Origin of the sequence: Chromobacterium fluminis (assembly GCF_011602385.1) — a bacterium.
Classification (GTDB): Bacteria; Pseudomonadota; Gammaproteobacteria; order Burkholderiales; family Chromobacteriaceae; genus Chromobacterium; species Chromobacterium fluminis.
Genome location: NZ_JAAOMA010000010.1, coordinates 78,507 through 96,424, shown reverse-complemented (window position 1 = coordinate 96,424; position 17,918 = coordinate 78,507). Strand labels below are relative to the sequence as shown.

The window sequence follows — 17,918 nt, the reverse complement described above, 5'->3', positions numbered from 1 at the left end:
CTCTAAAACAAGAATATCATCGCCCACCCACGCTGTCACCCTCTAGCCGCGCCATGTTGATTGATTTTTTTTACGCCCTGCGCGACGCCGGCCTGCCGGTCACGCTGAAAGAATTCCTCACCTTGCTGGAAGCGCTGCAAAAACGCGTCGCCTTCGGCGATGTGGACGCGTTCTACTACCTGGCGCGCACCGCGCTAATCAAGGATGAAAAACACTTCGACCGCTTCGATCAGGTGTTCGGCAAGCACTTCAAAGGCCTGTCGCATACGCTGGACGAGCTGAAAACCGGCATCCCGGAGGACTGGCTGCGCAAACAGGTGGAGAAGCACTTGTCCGAAGAGGACAAGCGCCGGCTGGAAGCGCAGGGCTGGGAGCAATTGATGAACACCCTGCGCCAGCGGCTGCAAGAGCAGCAGGAGCGGCACCAGGGCGGCAATAAATGGATAGGCACCGGCGGCACCAGCCCTTTCGGCGCCTTCGGCTACAATCCGGCCGGCATCCGCATCGGTCAACATGAATCGCGCCACCGTCGCGCGGTGAAGGTATGGGATCAACGCGAATTCCGCAATTTCGACGACTCGGTCGAACTGGGCACTCGCAATCTCAAGATCGCGCTGCGCCGGCTGCGCGAGTTCGCCCGCGACGGCGCAGAAGAAGTGCTGGATTTGGACGCCACCATCGCCGCCACCGCGAGCAAGGCCGGCATGTTGGACCTGCGCATGCAGCGCGAACTGCGCAACGCAGTCAAGGTGCTGGTGCTGTTCGACATCGGCGGCTCGATGGATGATCACGTCAAGGCCTGCGAGGAATTGTTCTCGGCAGTGAAGTCCGAGTTCAAGCATCTGGAGTATTTCTACTTCCACAACTGCGTCTACGAGTCCGTGTGGAAGGACAACGCCCGCCGTCACACCCAGACCTTTCCCACCTGGGATCTGATTCACACTTTCGGCGCCGATTACAAGCTAATCATCGTCGGCGACGCCACCATGAGCCCCTATGAAATCAGTTACCCCGGCGGCAGCGTCGAACACATGAACCAGGAAGCCGGCGAAATCTGGCTGCGCCGCCTGCTTGGCCACTTCAAGCACGCCGCCTGGCTCAACCCGGTGCCGGAGGCACACTGGGACTACACCCAGTCGCTGCACATGCTGCGCCAGCTGATGTCCGGACGCATGTACGGGTTGACGCTGCAGGGCATCGATCAGGCGATGCGCGCGCTAAAGCGCAGCGCGTCTTGAAATTTAACTTTCCGACACAAATTATTACTTGAGCTTGCGGCGGCTTGTGTTCCAGAATGAAATCACAGGGGGCCGCCATAGACGACTTTGCTTCCAGGCCTGTTCGCCGGCAATCGTCATCATCAATATTTTGTAGTCAAGCCTCGGGGAGCCATGCCATGGAAATTTTGCTTTTATTCGCCCTCATCGCCGCTGTGGTCGTCGTTGCCAAGATGTTGAGCGGCCCGGTGGAAGACCAGGACCAACTGGCTCCGATCCGTATTCGCAACGATCAGGACCAGCGCCGTCGCTGACCCCCGCCCAAACCAGAAGAAATGAAAAAGCGCGCCGCAAGCGGCGCGCTTTTTCATTATGACGGCAAACCACTCAGAACGTGCTTACCTTGAAAGCGAAATGCTCATAAGGTAATGAGCATCACGAAGCGCAGGAGATCGTAAAGCGATTTTCACAGCTCGCGCTGTGGCACCAGCACCGTCCGGTTGCCGTTGCTTTCCATCGGGCTGATGATGCCTGCGGCTTCCATTTCTTCAATCAGGCGCGCGGCGCGGTTATAGCCTATGCGCAGATGGCGCTGCACAGAGGAAATCGACGGCTTGCGAGTGCGCATCACGATTTCCACCGCCTCGTCGTACAACGGATCACTCTCGCTGGCCGCCTGCGCCTTGGCCGTAGCCGCGGCGGACTCCTCCTCCGCCTCGCTCTCGCCAGTCAGCAACCCCTCCACATAATCCGGCTCGCCAAACTGCTTCAGATGCTCGACGATGGCATGCACCTCGTCGTCGGTGACGAAGGCGCCGTGCACACGCTGCGGATAGCCGGTGCCCGGCGGCAGGAATAGCATATCGCCCTGGCCCAGCAGACTTTCCGCGCCCATCTGATCTAGAATGGTGCGGCTATCCACCTTGCTGGATACCTGGAAGGCGATCCGCGTCGGGATATTGGCCTTGATCAGGCCAGTGATCACGTCCACCGACGGCCGCTGGGTGGCCAGGATCAAGTGGATGCCGGCGGCGCGCGCCTTCTGCGCCAAGCGCGCGATCAATTCCTCGATCTTCTTGCCAGCCACCATCATCAAATCGGCGAACTCGTCCACCACCACTACGATGAAGGGCAGCGCCTCCAAGGGCTCCGGCGTTTCCGGCGTCAGGCTGAACGGATTGCCGATGCGCTGGCCCATGGCCTCGGCCTCGCTCACCTTGTCGTTGTAGCCGGCCAGATTGCGCACGCCCAGCGCGCTCATCAGCCGGTAACGACGCTCCATCTCGCCCACGCACCAATTCAGCGCGTTGGCGGCCAGCTTCATATCTGTGACCACTGGCGCCAGCAAGTGCGGGATGTCGTTGTACACAGACAGCTCCAGCATCTTGGGATCGATCATGATGAAGCGCACTTCATCCGGCCGCGCCTTGTAGAGCATGGACAGAATCATCGCGTTGACGCCCACCGATTTGCCGGAGCCGGTGGTGCCGGCCACCAGCAGGTGCGGCGCCTTGGCCAAGTCCATCGCCACCGGCTGGCCGGTGATGTCCTTGCCCAGCGCCAGGGTCAGACGCGATCGCGGTTGCTGGAATACCTCGGAGGAGAATATTTCGGACAAGCGGATCATCTGACGCTTGGGATTGGGCAGCTCCAAACCCATGCAAGTTTTGCCCGGTATGGTTTCCACCACCCGGATCGCCGCCAGGCCCAGCGCGCGCGACAAATCCTTCATCAGATTGACCACCTGATTGCCGCGCACGCCCACCGCCGGCTCCACTTCGTAGCGGGTGATCACCGGGCCGGCGTAGGCGTCCACCACGCTGACCTTGACCTTGAACTCGGCCAGTTTTTCCTCGATGACGATGCCCCGCTCCAGCAACTCCTCTTCCGAACAAGTTACCGTCGCCTCGTCCGCCGGGCGCAGCAAATCCAGTCCCGGCAAGCCGTAATCGTCGTATACCGGCCGCGGCTTGGGCGGCGCCGACTCGGCGGCCCGCTCCACCTGCTGCTGCGCCTGTTGCGCCCAGCTGTCGGGCTCAGACGCGGCGTCCCAAGGCAGCCCCTTCTCCGCCGACGCTTCGTCCGTCGCGGCGACGGGAGCATCGATCAAAACCCAAGGCAGCGGCTTGGCGGCAAGCTGCTGCGCCGCGGCGGCCACCGACGGCGGCTCCGCCGGCACGCTTTCGCGCTGCACCACGGCCGGCATTTCCTCCTCCTGCACCAACACCGAACGGGTCTGTGGCCAGCGCCACGGCGCCGGCTCCGCGATGTGCGGCGCATCCGCCTCAGAGGAGACGGGGTCCGGCGCTCTTGTCGCCATGAAAGCCGGCGACGGCTCGGACAGACGCGCTTGCGACGCGGCTAAAACGGCAATGTCGGGCGCCGCAGGCGTTGGCGCGGGCAAATCGACAGCAGCGGCGACTTCAGGCTCCGACGACGCCTCGAACACGGAGTCGGCAAAGACCTCTGGTTCCGAGAACATCGCATCCGGCGCGCCCGCAGCCGCCTCAAGTTCCACCGGCATCTCCGCAAGCCTATCGGACGCGTCGACAGCGGCGACGATTTCCGGCTCAGCCGGCGCGGCAAGACCATCGGGAGCCTGGACAAAGGCGACGACCTCCGGCTCAGCCGGCGGCGCCGACGGCCGCGCCGGCGCCAGCCAGCCGTGTTGAGCCGGCCGCGCGCTGGCTGGCAACTCATGCCGCACCACGGGAGGCGGCACGATTTGCGGCTCCATCTCCTCCTGCGGCTTGACGGTCAGCGGACGCATGGCGGCAGGAAGGGGCGCAGCCATGGTTTTGCCGCGCTTGGAATGAATGTGGCGCAACTGCTCGCGCACTTCGCTGGGCTCGATCATCGGCAAGGCGGACGCACCCTGCTCCTTGATGTTCTGCGTCAGCACCCGGGAGGCCTGACGACGGCGATAGTCCGACTGCAAATTATGCTGCAGCTCATGCAAGCCAATCACCGGCAGATCCTTGGCCTGTTCTTGCTCGGCAGACGGCTGGCGCACACGCTTGCGGTATTCGCGGGACAGTTCCAGCGTAGGCAGCTCGGACTTGGCTTGAGGTGGCGCAGCCTGTCGTTTCGGCAGCACGATGGTTTCACGCTCGGGCGGGGCCAGCGGCGCTTCACGCTCAGGGGCAGGCTGCGGCGCGGCGGGGCTTGTCGGCCCCGGTTCGGCGGCGGAAGCCGCGTCGCGGGACGCCGTCGGTTCGGTTCGCTGCCCGGCCACGGGCTCCGCTGCGCTCAGCCCGGCGTCGACCTCCTCAGCGAAGTAGTCCGGCCCATGGCGCTCCGGCGGCGACATGCCCAACAAGCGATCCAGCTTTTGGGTCCATTCGGACAAGACGACACGGCCGGTATACACCAGCCAAGCCAACGCACCCAGCATCAACAGCAGCACACACAGCACAAACCACACAGTTCACAACCTCTGACGATGTCGAAAATTAACGGCCAAGCCCGAACCCGATGTCGGCTCGACTGCGGCGATTGTACCGTTTTTTATAGTGTTCGCGGCAGGCGCTCGTAGACGATGAATACCCGGCGGAGAAAAAAATTAAGCCGCGGCGTGACGCGGCGGCTTATTTCCTGCTGACGGCGAAACCGGGTTAGGCGGCCAGTTGCAAATACCCCTGCAGTTGACCGTTGGCCAATAGGCGGCGCAGATGGCTGCCCGGCGTCGGTCCGGCGTAGGCGACGCCGGCCTGTTTGCAACGCAGAACCTGCCCAGTGGCCAAAGTCACAAGCTCCATTTCCAAGACCCAGGCCTGAACATTGTCCACGCCTTCGACCTCCGGCTCCAGCGTTGCGGTCAGGCGATAGCGGCCATCGCCGGAATTCACATCCAACAAACCCATTAGCCCCAGATTGTTGCGCACATCGGCATCGTCCGCGTCAAAAGCCCCCGTCGCCAACACGGCGGCCGGCAGCTTGTCTTTAACAGTGTTTGCAACCATGACAGTTAATCCCCTTTGATGTTGTTATCGTTTGCCGCTTTTGGCGGGCCGCGGTTCAAAGCGCCGCGTGAGAGCGGCCGCCTAACCAAATCAGCCGCGGAGATGGTAAACGCCGCAACATCATGCTGCATTTCATTAGCCCACTGCAATCCCTTGCCAGAGGCCTCTGCCTTGGGAGAGAGACAAACTGTCCTTTTTGCCACTTCTTTACATTGCGAGACGGTTACAGCAAACGCGGATTCAGCGTATAGCGCCCGGTCAGGCTTGCCGACGCCAGCACATGGCCGTCGATAGCCGCCATGATGTTGGCCGGCGTCAACGCCCCGACCACCGGCAGGCTGGCCACATCCAAAGCGTACACGGTGAAGACATAGCGGTGCTCCAAGCTGTCGTTCCACGGCGGGCATGGGCCGTCGTAGCCGTAATAGTCCCCAGCCATCGCCGCGTCGCCGGCGAACCAGCCGGTGTAGTCGTTGACGCCGTGACGCAAACCGCCCGGGGCCCCTGGGCCGCTCTTGCCGCGCGCGCTCACGCCCGCGCTGTGGCCGCCCTCGGCGATTTCGTCCTGTCCAGCGGGGATGTCCAACAGCAGCCAGTGATAGAACTCCACTCGCGGCAGATCCGCAGGCACTTCCCTCTCCTCTTGGTTGACGTCGTCTCCGCGCGACGGCACGTCCGGATCATGGCAAATCAGCGCGAACGAGCGCGTCCCCGCCGGCGCTCCGCTCCAGGTCAGATGCGGGTTGAGGTTGTCGGACAGCGCGACATGGCTGCCCGCGTCCGGCACGCAGAAGGCCAGGCGGCCCGGAATGCGTTCCCCGTCTTGAAAGCTGCGGCTGTGCAATTGCATGAATCTGCTCCTTGACTACGGCCGGCGATCGGCCGATTGAAAAAAAGCCCCGACTTGCGGGGCTTTGGCGATGCTTGACATCAAAACCGGCCAGGCTTAGCCCGCCTTCACCACCTGAGCGATGGCGGAAGCCACATAGGCCAGGTTCTTGTTGTTCAACGCCGCCAGACAGATGCGGCCGGTGGACACGGCGTAGATGCCGAAGTCGGCGCGCAGGCGCTCCACCTGGGCCGCGCTCAGGCCGGTATAAGAGAACATGCCGCGCTGCTGGGCGACAAAGGAAAAGTCCTGAGCCACGCCTTCGGCCTTGATCGCCTCGACCAAGCCCACGCGCATCGCGCGAATGCGATCGCGCATGCCGGCCAGCTCGTCTTCCCACAGCTGGCGCAGTTCCGGATTGGACAGCACCGCGGCCACCACCGCGCCGCCATGAATCGGCGGGTTGGAATAGTTGGTGCGGATCACGCGCTTCAGCTGGGACAGCACGCGCGCGGACTCTTCCTTGCCGGCGGTGACGATGGACAAAGCGCCCACGCGCTCGCCGTACAGCGAGAAGCTCTTGGAGAAGGAGCTGGACACGAAGAACTGCAGGCCGGAGGCCGAGAACAGGCGCACGGCGACGGCGTCGGCGTCGATGCCGTCGGCAAAGCCTTGGTAAGCCATGTCCAGGAAGGGCACCAGGCCGCGTTCGCGGCAAACTTGCACCACCTCGGCCCATTGCGCGTCGGACAGGTCGGCGCCGGTGGGATTGTGGCAGCAGGCGTGCAGTACGATCACGGAACCTGCCGGCAGTTGCGCCAGAAAAGCGCGCATGCCGTCGAAATCGACGCCGCGGGTGGCCGCGTCGTAATACGGGTAGTTTTCCACTTCGAAACCAGCGGACTCAAACAGCGCGCGGTGGTTTTCCCAGCTAGGGTTGCTGATGTAGACCTTAGCCTCCCGATTCAGACGCTTCAGAAAGTCCGCGCCGATTTTCAAGGCGCCGGTGCCGCCCAAGGCCTGAGCGGTCACTACCTGCCCCGCCTTGATCAACTCGCTGTCCGCGCCGAACAACAGGTTCTGCACCGCGCTGTCGTAAGCCTGAGCGCCTTCGATCGGCTGGTAGCCGCGAGGCGGCATGGTTTCGAGACGAGCCTTCTCCGCGGCCTTCACCGCCGCCAGCAGCGGGATCTTGCCGTTGTCGTCGGAATAAACGCCGACGCCCAGATTCACCTTAGTGGTGCGGGTATCGGCGTTGAATGCTTCGTTCAGGCCCAGGATAGGGTCGCGCGGCGCCAGTTCTACGGCGGAGAAGATCGAAGAGGTCATGCAAGGCTCCATTACTTTACGCAACAACCGGCCAAAAGCGCGCGCCCTGGCCGGCTGGACAAGAAAAACCGGATAGCCACAGTCTAACATGGAGAGCCCTTCTCCGGGCCGCCATCCGTCGCCGCAGCGCTTTGACAGCGCGACGCCCGGCCATTACCCTGACACCAGCCACCCAAGCATTCCGTTGCGGCAGCCACAGGAGCATGACTCATGAAAAAAGGCATCTTGCTGTTCTGGCCCTCCTTCATCATCGCCATCTTGGCGACTGGGGTATTCTTTTCCATTTTCGACCCGGCCGAGCTCAGTCTGCACGGCAAAATCCTGTTCAACGACAAACTTTCGGCCTATTCGGTGTTTTTCCTGGTTAGCTGGGCTTTCGGCGCGCTCAACACCAGCATCGTGCTGCTATTGGAAAAAAACGCCCGAGAAATAAATGGCTTCACGCCTCCGCCGGTGGTGATACCGGAAGACGACGTCGCCCAACCCTGATCGCTTGTGCAAAATGAAAAAGGAGCCTACCGGCTCCTTCTCATGTGCATTCCGCTTGGCATCCAAAGACCTCAGCGTGAGCCGCGGCTCAGATCACGCCCAGGCCCTTGAGCATCACCACCAGAATCAACAGCGGCGACACATAGCGCAGCACGAAGAACAGCGCCTTCAACAAGCCCTCGTTCTTCAGCTTGCCCTCATTGCTCAACGCCTGCTTCAGCCGTTCAAAGCCCCACACCCAGCCAACGAACAGGCAAAGGAAGATGCCGCCCAAAGGCATCAGCAGGTTAGAGGTTACAAAGTCGAACAGATCAAACAAAGTCATGCCGAAAGGCTTGAAGCCGGACAGCGTGCTGTTGGACAAGGCGCAGCCCGCGCCCACCAAGGCCAGCAACAGCAAATTGATCACGGTGGCCTTGACGCGGCTGATGCCGAAGCGCTCGCTGAACACCGACACCGGCACCTCCAGGATGGACAACATCGCGCCGGTGGCCGCGATTGCGGCCAGCACGAAGAAGGCCACCATGAACACATTGCCCAGCGGCATGCTGGCGAACACCGCCGGAATGGTGATGAATAACAGCGACGGCCCCGCCGCCGGTTCGAAGCCGAAAGCGAACACGGCGGGGAAAATGGCGATGCCGGCCAGAATGGAAACGAATAAGTCCGCGCACATCACCCGGAATGTGGTGACGGGGATGTTTTGATCATCGCGGAAATAGCTGCCGTAGGTGATCATGGTGCCCATGCCGATGGACAGCTTGAAGAAGGCCAAACCCACCGCGGTCAGCACCACCGCGCCGCTGATCTTGGAAAAATCGGGGGTGAACAGAAAGTTCAACCCTTTGGCCGCGCCGGGCAGCATCAGGCTGCGCGCGCCGATCACCAGCAGCAGCAGAAACAACAAGGGCATCAGCTTCTTGGTCACCGCCTCAATGCCCTTGGACACGCCCATCAGCAAAATACCGCCGATCAACAGCAAGACCAGCCATTGCCACAGCAAAGACTGCACCGGATCGGAAATCAGCGCGCTGAACGCCTGCGAGGTGGCCTTGGGGTCGCTGGACAACAGGCCGCCGCCCAAGGATTTGAACACGTAGGCGAATACCCAGGCCGCCACTTCCGAATAGAAAGCCATAATCAGGAAAGCGGCCAGCACGCCGAAGGCGCTGATCAACCACCACGGCTGGCCGGCGGGCGCCAGCGTCTTCAGCGCCGTCACCGCGTCGGTCTTGGCTTTGCGACCCAGCATGATCTCGGCGATCATCACCGGCAGGCCCACCAGCAATGTGGCCAACACGTACACCACCAAAAAACCGGCGCCGCCATTGGTGCCGGTCAGATAAGGAAACTTCCAGATATTGCCGAGACCCACGGCGGAACCGAGAGTCGCAGCCAATACGCCAAAGCTGGAGGTGAAGCCGTCTCGCGACTTGGCCGCGCCTCCCTGCCGCACAGATCCCACGTTCTGACTCATTTATTTTTCTTTCTGACAACCGCCGCGCCAACGCTCGCCGCCCCTTTGGGCCGGACGTTGAGCAGCTTCTAACGCCACCATAAAACAAGCCCGCCTAGGGGATCCCCCTGGCGGGCAACTTGAGTGTTCGGCTTGTCGCCGGCAGCGATTTTGCTGCTATTCGGCCATCAGCGCAAAAAAATCTTCACGGCTTTTGCGCCAGCTCATCTCCTAAACGCCGCAACCAGGCCACGCACCGCTCCAGTTGTTCAATCTCGATGTATTCATCAGGCCGGTGAGCCTGTTCGATGTTGCCCGGCCCCAACACCACGCAGGCGATGCCGGCCTCGCTGAACAGGCCAGCCTCGGTGGCGTAGGCGACGCCCTTGCCGCCCTCGCAGCCGCACAAACGCGCCACGGTGCGGCGCACCTCGCTGTTCTCCGACGATTCGAAGGCCGGGCTGTACACCACCCGCTCAATCTCGACCTCCGCTTCCGGTGCCACCTCCCTCATCTCCAACAGCAAGGTGGCCGCGTAGTCACGGACGGAGCGGACAAAACGCTCAGGTCCGTCGCCCGGCAGCCAGCGGCACTCGAACATGAACTCGCAATCCTTGGGCACGATATTGCAAGCGGTGCCGCCATGGATGGTGCCGGTCTGCAAGGTGGTGAACGGCACATCATATAAGGCCTGGCGATGACCGAACGAAGCCTCCGCGTCGGCCAGCTTGCGAATATGAGTAATCAGTCGCGCTGCGAACTCGATAGCGTTGACGCCCTGTGGGGTCAGCGAGGAATGCGCCGCGCGGCCGCGGACCTTGCACAGGAAATGGGCGATGCCCTTGTGCGCGATCACCGGCTGCATGCTAGTGGGCTCGCCGACGATGCAGCCGGACACCTTCACCCCGTCCGCCGCCAATCGGTCTATCAGACGCCCCACGCCCAGGCAGCCGACTTCCTCGTCGTAAGACAGGGCGATGCCTATGCCCTGCCTTAATTCTCCGCGCGCGGCCAACTCCGCGAACCAGGGCGCCAGCGATAGCACGCAAGCGATGAAGCCCTTCATATCGGCGGAGCCGCGGCCATACAAGCGCCCATCGCCCTTGTCGGTCAGGATGAAGGGATCGCTGCTCCAGACCTGGCCGTCCACCGGCACCACGTCGCTATGGCCAGACAAGGCCACCAACGGCAATTCGGGCGCGCCGATGCGGGCGAACAGATTGGCCTTGCCGCCATCGTCGTCAAAGGTCAAGGTCGACTCCACGCCCAGTTTCAGCAGATAAGCTCGCACCCATTCGATCAGCTGCAAATTGGAATGCCGGCTGGTGGTGTCGAAGCGGACCAGTTCCGCCAACAGTTCTTGCGCTGATTGAGTCATCACACACTCCCACGCTTGCCGCGGTATTTTGAGATAGATGCCGCCCAGTCTGCCTGCGCGGTCACGCTTCGGCAACCGACGCCGCCCCTATCCCCGCGACAAAAACGCACGCCATGCTTGGCAAAACGGCCGCTTGTCGTTAGAATGCGTCTTCTCTTGAGGCGGGTCTCCCCGCATTGCGCGATAGCGAACCTGGTCAGGTCCGGAAGGAAGCAGCCACAGTTATTTAGCGCAAGTGCCGGGGGTCAGGCTCGCCGCCCCTCCCCTTTTTTTTCAGTCTCAAATGCCAAAACGCTTTACAAAAAAGCGACCACACAGTATCTTTTTGCGTCTCGACCTGCAAATCCCATTGTCCTTGACAATAAGAATCCACTAACATTGCAAAAAACGAAGTTGGTACTTAACGGAACTTCATTAACTTTTTTGCATCAGAATTATTCCTGATGGATTTTTTTTGCTATTTTTAGGGTGCAGGGCACGAAACCTAAAAAATATTAGAACCAATATTCTTTGATACTGAGAGGAACACTCATGAAACTGTTTGAAAAGATCCCCAACCCGCGTGAAATCCGCCGCAAGCTCGGCCTGAACCAACAAGAGTTCTGGAGCCGCATCGGCGTGACCCAGTCCGGCGGCTCCCGTTACGAAAGTGGCCGCAACATGCCCAAGCCGGTGCGCGAACTGTTGCGCCTGGTTCACGTAGAGCAGATCGACCTGTCCAAGGTTCGCCGCGAAGACTTCGAAATCGTCGAGTACCTGAAGGAAACCCACCCGGACCTGTACAAGAGCCTGCGCAAAGCGGTTCGCACCAAGCTGGAAGCCCAAGACGGCAGCGTGGAAATCACCGCCGCTTGATCCTCTTCCGCGAGGAAAGCCAGCCCGCAGCAATGCCGGCTGGCTTTATTTTTACCCTCAAGATTGTCCGACAAGCAACGACGCGCCGCACCCCGCCCTAGCTGCGCGCCCGCCATGCCATCAGCCTAGTCTCCGGGGTTGCGCACCAGCAACACCGGCACGTCCGCCAGTTTAAGCACGCCTTCCGCCACGCTACCCATCAGCAGATGCATCAAACCGCTCCAACCATGGGTACCCATCACTATCAAATCTGCCCCCCAGGCGCTGGCGTCGTCCACCAACACCGCGGCGATTTTATCTCCCCAGCTTTCCAGGATTTTGCAATCCGCCGTCACGCCCAACTCCTTGGCCTTGGCCCCGGCCTGCCCCAGCACCTGCTCTCCCGCCTGCTTGATCGACTTTTGCAGTTCGGTCGCGTCCAGAAACTCAGTCCCACCCCAGCCGAACTGGGCCAAATCCACCACATGCACCAACTTCAGACTGGCGCCCACCTCCTTGGCCAGGTGGCAAGCTTCGTGCAACGCCAGATTGGAGGTCTCGCTATCATCCACGGGTACGAATATGCGCTGATACATGACTCTGCTCCTTGTTGTATTTGCCTTACACTTGCAGTCTATCAAACCAAGCCGCTGCCCTGTTGACTCAGGTTAAGACAAACAACTCAGCCAAACCACTCGCCCAAAGCCCACATCATGCCCAGAATCCAGATTGTCCTGCCTGAGCGCTTCGCATTCGAAACCCGCGTCGATATCCGCATCGGAGACATCAACTATGCCGGCCACCTAGGCAACGACGCCGTGCTAAGACTGGCTCAGGAAGCGCGGCTGCGCTTTTTACAAAGTCTAGGCTATCCGCACGAACTCAGCATCGAGGGTCTGGGCGTCGTGGTGGCGGACACCGCCATCCTCTATCGCGCGGAGGCCTTTCACGGCGAGGTGCTGCGCTTCGCGCTGGCCGTGGACGACGTCGGCGCGCGCGGTTTCGATCTGCTCTATCAGGCAAGCAATGACAAAACCGGGAAAGAAGTGGCAAGATTGAAGACAGGCCTAGTCTTTTTCGACTACGCCAGCCGCAAGCCTGCCGCCATGCCCCCAGCGTTTCTGGAGCGGCTAGGCGTCACATCAGAATAAAGGAAAGGCGTCATGAGAAAATACGCACTCAATAGCCCGGAAGCACTGGCGCGCCTGCTGGCCATGTTTATGATCACGGATGGCAATATGGACCCGCGCGAGCTGGAGCTGCTGGAGAGACTCCACGTCTACGACTTGATCGGCCTGCCGCGCAAGCAGTTCACCAAGGTGTTGGTGGATTACTGCGACGACGTCTCCGACGAAGCCAACGACGACGGCACCATCCACTTGCTGGACGCGGAACGCATCAACGGCCTGCTGGCCGAGGTGAGCGACCACCGAAAACGCATTCTGGCCTGCGTGCTGGCCATGGACATCAGCAAGTCCGACGGCACCATCAGCGAGCCGGAAATGGCGCTGCTAAGCCATATGATGAAAAGCTGGGGCATTTCGCTGGACGACCTGGAACGCGAATTCGCCCGTTGACCTCTTTCCCCGCCAAAGCAGCCGTTCGCGCGGCTGCTTTGGCCATTTCGAAGCCATCCCCACCCATGACGAGCAATACCCGATTTTCCGGCACCGACAACTACATCGCCACAGAAGACCTGATGATGGCGGTGAACGCCGCCATCACGCTGGAACGCCCGCTCCTGATCAAGGGCGAGCCCGGCACCGGCAAAACCATGCTGGCCGAGGAAGTGGCCCGCAGCCTGGGCCGAGAACTGATTGTCTGGCCGATAAAATCCACCACCAAGGCCCAGCACGGCCTGTACGAATACGATGCGGTGTCGCGGCTGCGCGACTCGCAGCTGGGCGACGCCCGCGTGCACGACATCCGCAACTACATCGTCAAGGGCAAGCTGTGGCAGGCTTTCGACGCCGCCTCCGCGCCGGTGCTGCTGATTGACGAGATCGACAAGGCCGATATCGAATTCCCCAACGATCTGCTGCGGGAATTGGACCAGATGGAGTTTTTCGTGCACGAAACCCAAGAGTTCGTGCGCGCGCGACAGCGCCCCATCATTATCATTACCTCCAATAATGAAAAAGAACTGCCGGACGCCTTCCTGCGCCGCTGCTTCTTTCATTACATCCGCTTCCCGGACCGGGACACCATGCAGGCGATTATCGACGCTCACTTCCCCTCGCTGCGTCAACAACTGGTCAGCGAAGCGCTGGAGGTGTTTTTCTCCATCCGCGAGCTGCCGGGCTTGAAGAAAAAACCCAGCACCTCGGAACTGCTGGACTGGTTGAAATTGTTGTCGGCGGAAGGCATGGACGCCTCGGCGCTGAAGCAGCGCCATCAGGACAGCGCCCCGCCGCCGCTGGCTGGCGCGCTGTTGAAAAGCGAGCAGGACCTGCAATTGTTCGATCGCCTGATGCAGATGGCCAAACTGCGCCGCTAAGATGGAATCCCTGGAGCGCTTTGCCGCCTCGCTGGCGCTGGCCGGCCGCAGCAGCCACACTTCCGCCGCCTACTTGCGCGACCTGGAACAGCTGGCGACCCTGCTTCACCCCGCCCCTCTGGAGCGAGCCGAGCACGCCCAGCTGCGCAAAACCCTGGCCAAATTGCACGCTCAGGGCCTGCATAGCCGCAGTCTGGCGCGCAAGCTCTCCGCCTGGCGCCGTTTCTACCAATGGCTGCTGGACAGCGGACAGCGCGCGGACGATCCCAGCCAGGGCCTGCGCGCGCCCAAACAGGACAAGCCGCTGCCCAAGGCTTTGCCGGTGGACAGCACCGCGGCCCTGCTGGACCGCATCGACGACGACGACGCGCTCTCCATACGCGACCGCGCCTTGTTCGAGCTGATTTACTCCTGCGGGCTGCGATTATCCGAAGCGGTGGGGATGAACCTGGAAGACCTGGACTTTTCCGACGACCTGCTGCGCATCCGCGGCAAAGGCGGCAAGGAGCGCATCGCGCCGCTGGGCGCCGAGGCGCGCGTCTGCCTGCAACGCTGGCTGGCGCAGCGCCAGGCCGCGCCGGACGAGCGCGCGGTTTTCATCGCCCGTCACGGCGGGCGACTGGGCGGCCGCCAGGTGGAAAAACGCTTGCGCGACTGGGCGATCAAGACCGGCGCGCAGCAACACGTGCACCCGCACATGCTGCGTCACTCCTTCGCCTCACACCTGCTGCAATCATCCGGCGACTTGCGCGCAGTGCAGGAGCTTTTGGGGCACGCCAATCTGTCCAGCACCCAGATCTACACCGCGCTGGACTTCCAGCACCTGGCCAAGGTCTACGACGGCGCGCATCCGCGTGCGCGCAAAAAACCGGACAACAAAGACTAAGAGCCTGCTCAAAGCCCGCCGCGCTTCAGCGGGGGGACTCTAAGCGGCGCGGCTGCGCGCGGCCAACAGCTCGTCCAGACGCTGCAAGGCGCGGATCACGGTTTGCGCGCGCACCTGCGCGCGATCGCCGTCAAAGCGGCAACTGAACGCCTCTCCCCAGCCATCGGGACCGGCAATGCCGAACCAGACCAGCCCCACCGGCTTGGCTGCAGTCCCGCCGCCGGGGCCGGCCACGCCGGACACCGCCACGCTCCAGTCCGCGCCGGACAGGCTCTGCGCACCGGCAGCCATCTGACGCACCACCGCCTCGCTGACCGCGCCATGCTCGCGCAAAGCGCCGTCTTCCACCTTCAGCAGACGTTGCTTGGCCTCATTGCTGTAAGTGACCACGCCGTAACCGAACCAGGCCGAGCTACCGGCGATGTCGGTCAGCGCCGCGGCAATCATGCCGCCGGTGCAAGACTCGGCGGCGGCGACGCTCTCGCCCGCCGCCAGCAAACGCTCGCCTAAACGGCGGGCCAACTCCAGGCTTTCTTGCATGGTGCTTTCTCTTAAGATTGCCGCGATTTGAAATGGCGAATCAAGCCGTTGGTGGAGCTATCGTGCGCCAGCGCGTCGTCACTGGCCGTCAACTCGGGCAGAATGCGGCGCGCCAGCTGCTTACCATACTCCACCCCCCATTGATCGAAGGAGTTGATCCCCCAGATCACCCCCTGCACGAACACCTTGTGCTCATACAGGGCCAGCAGCATGCCCACGCTGTACGGACTCACCTCGTCCAGCGCCAGGGTGTTCGACGGCTGGTTGCCCGGGAACAGCTTCTGCGGCAGCAGCATGTCCAATTGCTCGCCCGGCAAATGCGCCAGCTCGCGCATCGCCTCGGCCTCGCCCTTGCCGCGCATCAGCGCCTCGGTCTGGGCCAGGCAGTTGGCCACCAGCACTTGGTGCTGATCGGCCACAGGGTAATGGCTGCGCATCGGGATGATGAAGTCGCAGGGCACCAGCCGCGTTCCCTGATGCAACAACTGGAAAAAGGCGTGCTGGCTATTGGCGCCCTCCTCGCCCCAGATCACCGGACCGGTGTCGAAATCCAGCGCCTCGCCGTAACGGCCGACGCGCTTGCCGTTGGACTCCATGTCCAATTGCTGGACATGGGCCGGCAAGCGCCGCAAGCCGTGGTCGTAAGGCATGACGGCATGGGTATGAGCGCGGTAAAAGGTGTTGTACCAAACGCCTATCAAGGCCAGCAGCACCGGCATATTGGCGGCGAACGGCGCGGAAAAGAAATGACGGTCCATCGCGTGGCCGCCGGCCAGGAAGTTCTGAAAATGATCGAAGCCTATCGCCAGCATCACCGGCAAGCCGATCGCAGACCAGGTGGAATAGCGGCCGCCCACCCAATCCCAAAAACCGAACATGTGAGCGGGATCGATGCCGAAAGCCTCCACCGCCGGTTGATTGGTGGACACCGCGACGAAATGGCGCGCGATGTCGGCCTCGCTTCCGGCTTGTAAAAACCATTGTCGCGCCGCCTGCGCGTTCAGCAAGGTCTCCGGCGTGGTGAAGGACTTGGAGGCGATGATGAACAAGGTTTCAGCGGGGTCCAGCCGTTCCAGCGTGCGCGCGACGTGCGCGCCGTCCACATTGGAGACGAAATGCACGTCCAGCTCCGGCGTCGCGTACGCGGCCAGCGCTTCCTTCACCATCAGCGGCCCCAGATCGGACCCGCCTATGCCCAGGTTGACCACGTGACGAATGCGCCGGCCGCTGAAGCCTTTCCACTCGCCGCCGCGTACCTGCTCACTGAACGCGCGCATCCGCGCGAGCACCGCGTGCACCTCGGCCACTAGCTCGCAACCGTCCAGCACCAGCGTCTCGCCGGCAGGCAGGCGCAAAGCCGTGTGCAGCACCGCGCGCTCTTCGCTGACATTGATGCGCTCGCCGCTCCGCATTTTCTCCATCCAACCGGCCAAATCGGCCTCCCGCGCCAGCTCGAACAGCAACTCAAGCGTGCGTTCGGTGATGCGGTTCTTGGAGTAATCCAGCAACAGGCCGTCCAGCTCCAGCGAAAAACGCTGAAAGCGCTGCGGATCGGCGTCGAACAACTCGCGCATATGCATGTGCCGGGTGGCGCGCTGGTGCTGATGCAAACGGGCCCAGACCCGGGTGGAATTGATGTCGGAAGTGCGTTGCGAAGCCATATGGATTGCCACTGGAATAAAGTTCGCTAAAAGTAAAGGAGCAAGCCCCGTCATGGAGCCGCCCCCCGATTACCGCTTGAGCCGCTACTTACTCTTAGAGCCTGTTTACGATCTCGCGAGCCAAGGCGAGACAAGGCGTTGCGGCTGAGAAAGCGAAATGTACACGTGGTACATGAGCATTTCGAAGGCGTACTCACCGTGTAACGCTCCACGACGCGCAGCAGATCGTAAACAAGTTCTTACAGCTTGAGGAAATGCTCGCGGTAGTAACGCAACTCCTCGATGGACTCCAGGATGTCCGCCAGCGCCTCGTGTTTGCCGCGTTTGACCACGCCGCGCGCCACTTCCGGCTTCCAGCGCTTGCACAACTCTTTCAGCGTAGACACGTCCAGGTTGCGATAGTGGAAATACTCCTCCAGCTTGGGCATCCAGCGCACCATGAAGCGCCGGTCCTGATGAATGGTGTTGCCGCACATCGGCGTAATCCGCGGCGGCACGTACTGAGCCATGAAGTCCAGCAGCATCTGCTCGGCCTCGGCTTCGCCCAAGGTGGAGGCCTTGACCTTCTCGATCAGGCCGCTTTTGCCGTGGGTGTTCTTGTTCCAGTCGTCCATGCCGTCCAACACCTCGTCGGGCTGGTGGATCACCAGCACAGGGGATTCCGCCACCACGTTCAGTTGGCTGTCGGTAACGATCATCGCCACTTCGATGATGCGGTCGGTCTCAGGATTCAGGCCCGTCATTTCCATGTCGAGCCAGATGAGGTTCATTTGATCTTGTGTCATACTTGCCAATCTTTGCAAAACCCTGCCATTTTCCTTCATTGCCGCGCTGGCGGCA

At 61.7% G+C, this 17,918-nt stretch carries 18 protein-coding genes and 1 other RNA gene; 9 read left to right on the top strand and 10 right to left on the bottom strand.

All coding sequences use genetic code 11. The features are described 5' to 3' along the window. Positions 1 to 53 precede the first annotated feature (53 nt). Together HA052_RS09345 and HA052_RS27940 are read left to right on the top strand one after the other, a co-directional pair. Entirely contained in the window at positions 54 to 1,238 is a 1,185-nt protein-coding gene (locus tag HA052_RS09345; RefSeq protein ID WP_166451713.1) for a vWA domain-containing protein, read from the top strand. A gap of 158 nt (positions 1,239 to 1,396) precedes the next feature. After that, positions 1,397 to 1,531 (top strand): hypothetical protein, encoded by a 135-nt coding sequence (locus HA052_RS27940; protein WP_019100128.1) that lies wholly within the window; start codon positions 1,397 to 1,399, stop codon positions 1,529 to 1,531. Positions 1,532 to 1,683: 152 nt separating this feature from the next. Here the strand turns inward: HA052_RS27940 and HA052_RS09340 are convergent, their stop codons facing one another. From HA052_RS09340 to HA052_RS09325, 4 genes are all read right to left on the bottom strand, one after another. After that, positions 1,684 to 4,641, bottom strand: a complete 2,958-nt coding sequence (locus HA052_RS09340; protein WP_346774550.1) for a DNA translocase FtsK — start codon at positions 4,639 to 4,641, stop codon at positions 1,684 to 1,686. Positions 4,642 to 4,831: 190 nt separating this feature from the next. After that, entirely contained in the window at positions 4,832 to 5,179 is a 348-nt protein-coding gene (locus HA052_RS09335) for a hypothetical protein (protein WP_081547053.1), read from the bottom strand. A gap of 223 nt (positions 5,180 to 5,402) precedes the next feature. Beyond that, positions 5,403 to 6,029, bottom strand: coding sequence for a YbhB/YbcL family Raf kinase inhibitor-like protein (locus HA052_RS09330; RefSeq protein ID WP_166451712.1), 627 nt, complete (start codon positions 6,027 to 6,029; stop codon positions 5,403 to 5,405). A gap of 96 nt (positions 6,030 to 6,125) precedes the next feature. Next, positions 6,126 to 7,325 (bottom strand): amino acid aminotransferase, encoded by a 1,200-nt coding sequence (locus HA052_RS09325; protein WP_303245582.1) that lies wholly within the window; start codon positions 7,323 to 7,325, stop codon positions 6,126 to 6,128. 222 nt (positions 7,326 to 7,547) lie between these two features. Between HA052_RS09325 and HA052_RS09320 the strand changes: the two genes are divergently transcribed. After that, a complete protein-coding gene (locus HA052_RS09320) occupies positions 7,548 to 7,826 on the top strand; it encodes a hypothetical protein (protein ID WP_081547047.1) in 279 nt (92 codons plus the stop codon). Between the two features lie 88 nt (positions 7,827 to 7,914). On the opposite strand, the gene HA052_RS09315 is transcribed toward HA052_RS09320, so the two are convergent. Then, complete coding sequence (locus HA052_RS09315; protein WP_081547045.1) at positions 7,915 to 9,303, bottom strand: sodium-dependent transporter; 1,389 nt, start codon at positions 9,301 to 9,303, stop codon at positions 7,915 to 7,917. A gap of 184 nt (positions 9,304 to 9,487) precedes the next feature. Next, the gene (gene argE, locus HA052_RS09310) at positions 9,488 to 10,660 is read right to left on the bottom strand and encodes an acetylornithine deacetylase (RefSeq protein ID WP_166451711.1); all 1,173 of its coding nucleotides are present in this window, start codon (positions 10,658 to 10,660) and stop codon (positions 9,488 to 9,490) included. 160 nt (positions 10,661 to 10,820) lie between these two features. Between argE and ffs the strand changes: the two genes are divergently transcribed. Beyond that, an RNA gene (gene ffs / locus HA052_RS09305) (signal recognition particle sRNA small type) lies at positions 10,821 to 10,919 on the top strand. A gap of 272 nt (positions 10,920 to 11,191) precedes the next feature. Further along, positions 11,192 to 11,515 (top strand): helix-turn-helix domain-containing protein, encoded by a 324-nt coding sequence (locus HA052_RS09300; protein ID WP_081547041.1) that lies wholly within the window; start codon positions 11,192 to 11,194, stop codon positions 11,513 to 11,515. Positions 11,516 to 11,640: 125 nt separating this feature from the next. Here HA052_RS09300 and HA052_RS09295 read toward each other — a convergent pair whose 3' ends face one another. Then, positions 11,641 to 12,090 (bottom strand): universal stress protein, encoded by a 450-nt coding sequence (locus tag HA052_RS09295; protein WP_166451710.1) that lies wholly within the window; start codon positions 12,088 to 12,090, stop codon positions 11,641 to 11,643. A 117-nt stretch (positions 12,091 to 12,207) separates the two neighbouring features. Here HA052_RS09295 and HA052_RS09290 point away from each other — a divergent pair, with 117 nt between their 5' ends. The 4 genes from HA052_RS09290 (at position 12,208) to xerC (ending at position 14,877) form a co-directional block, all read left to right on the top strand. Next, positions 12,208 to 12,645 carry an acyl-CoA thioesterase gene (locus HA052_RS09290; RefSeq protein ID WP_081547037.1) on the top strand — a complete coding sequence of 146 codons (438 nt, stop codon included), beginning with the start codon at positions 12,208 to 12,210 and terminating at the stop codon, positions 12,643 to 12,645. Positions 12,646 to 12,657: 12 nt separating this feature from the next. Then, on the top strand, positions 12,658 to 13,071 hold the full coding sequence (locus HA052_RS09285; protein WP_081547035.1) for a tellurite resistance TerB family protein: 414 nt from the start codon (positions 12,658 to 12,660) through the stop codon (positions 13,069 to 13,071). A 65-nt stretch (positions 13,072 to 13,136) separates the two neighbouring features. Further along, a complete protein-coding gene (locus HA052_RS09280) occupies positions 13,137 to 13,991 on the top strand; it encodes an AAA family ATPase (protein WP_081547033.1) in 855 nt (284 codons plus the stop codon). Position 13,992: 1 nt separating this feature from the next. Then, complete coding sequence (gene xerC, locus HA052_RS09275; RefSeq protein ID WP_166451709.1) at positions 13,993 to 14,877, top strand: tyrosine recombinase XerC; 885 nt, start codon at positions 13,993 to 13,995, stop codon at positions 14,875 to 14,877. A 39-nt stretch (positions 14,878 to 14,916) separates the two neighbouring features. Here xerC and HA052_RS09270 read toward each other — a convergent pair whose 3' ends face one another. The 3 genes from HA052_RS09270 to orn all read right to left on the bottom strand — a co-directional run bounded on the left by HA052_RS09270 (position 14,917) and on the right by orn (position 17,863). Further along, a complete protein-coding gene (locus HA052_RS09270; protein ID WP_439823236.1) occupies positions 14,917 to 15,405 on the bottom strand; it encodes a CinA family protein in 489 nt (162 codons plus the stop codon). Positions 15,406 to 15,428: 23 nt separating this feature from the next. Further along, positions 15,429 to 17,078, bottom strand: coding sequence for a glucose-6-phosphate isomerase (pgi, locus tag HA052_RS09265; protein WP_166451707.1), 1,650 nt, complete (start codon positions 17,076 to 17,078; stop codon positions 15,429 to 15,431). 239 nt (positions 17,079 to 17,317) lie between these two features. Continuing rightward, positions 17,318 to 17,863 carry an oligoribonuclease gene (gene orn / locus HA052_RS09260; protein ID WP_019100145.1) on the bottom strand — a complete coding sequence of 182 codons (546 nt, stop codon included), beginning with the start codon at positions 17,861 to 17,863 and terminating at the stop codon, positions 17,318 to 17,320. Positions 17,864 to 17,918: the final 55 nt, after the last annotated feature.

Bases quoted from the DNA above. Each gene is read 5' to 3' on its own strand.
- HA052_RS09345 (WP_166451713.1), top strand. From the start codon at position 54: ATGTTGATTGATTTTTTTTACGCCCTGCGCGACGCCGGCCTGCCGGTC.
- HA052_RS27940 (WP_019100128.1), top strand. From the start codon at position 1,397: ATGGAAATTTTGCTTTTATTCGCCCTCATCGCCGCTGTGGTCGTCGTT.
- HA052_RS09335 (WP_081547053.1), bottom strand. From the start codon at position 5,179: ATGGTTGCAAACACTGTTAAAGACAAGCTGCCGGCCGCCGTGTTGGCG.
- HA052_RS09330 (WP_166451712.1), bottom strand. From the start codon at position 6,029: ATGCAATTGCACAGCCGCAGCTTTCAAGACGGGGAACGCATTCCGGGC.
- HA052_RS09320 (WP_081547047.1), top strand. From the start codon at position 7,548: ATGAAAAAAGGCATCTTGCTGTTCTGGCCCTCCTTCATCATCGCCATC.
- HA052_RS09315 (WP_081547045.1), bottom strand. From the start codon at position 9,303: ATGAGTCAGAACGTGGGATCTGTGCGGCAGGGAGGCGCGGCCAAGTCG.
- argE (WP_166451711.1), bottom strand. From the start codon at position 10,660: ATGACTCAATCAGCGCAAGAACTGTTGGCGGAACTGGTCCGCTTCGAC.
- HA052_RS09300 (WP_081547041.1), top strand. From the start codon at position 11,192: ATGAAACTGTTTGAAAAGATCCCCAACCCGCGTGAAATCCGCCGCAAG.
- HA052_RS09295 (WP_166451710.1), bottom strand. From the start codon at position 12,090: ATGTATCAGCGCATATTCGTACCCGTGGATGATAGCGAGACCTCCAAT.
- HA052_RS09290 (WP_081547037.1), top strand. From the start codon at position 12,208: ATGCCCAGAATCCAGATTGTCCTGCCTGAGCGCTTCGCATTCGAAACC.
- HA052_RS09285 (WP_081547035.1), top strand. From the start codon at position 12,658: ATGAGAAAATACGCACTCAATAGCCCGGAAGCACTGGCGCGCCTGCTG.
- HA052_RS09280 (WP_081547033.1), top strand. From the start codon at position 13,137: ATGACGAGCAATACCCGATTTTCCGGCACCGACAACTACATCGCCACA.
- xerC (WP_166451709.1), top strand. From the start codon at position 13,993: ATGGAATCCCTGGAGCGCTTTGCCGCCTCGCTGGCGCTGGCCGGCCGC.
- pgi (WP_166451707.1), bottom strand. From the start codon at position 17,078: ATGGCTTCGCAACGCACTTCCGACATCAATTCCACCCGGGTCTGGGCC.
- orn (WP_019100145.1), bottom strand. From the start codon at position 17,863: ATGACACAAGATCAAATGAACCTCATCTGGCTCGACATGGAAATGACG.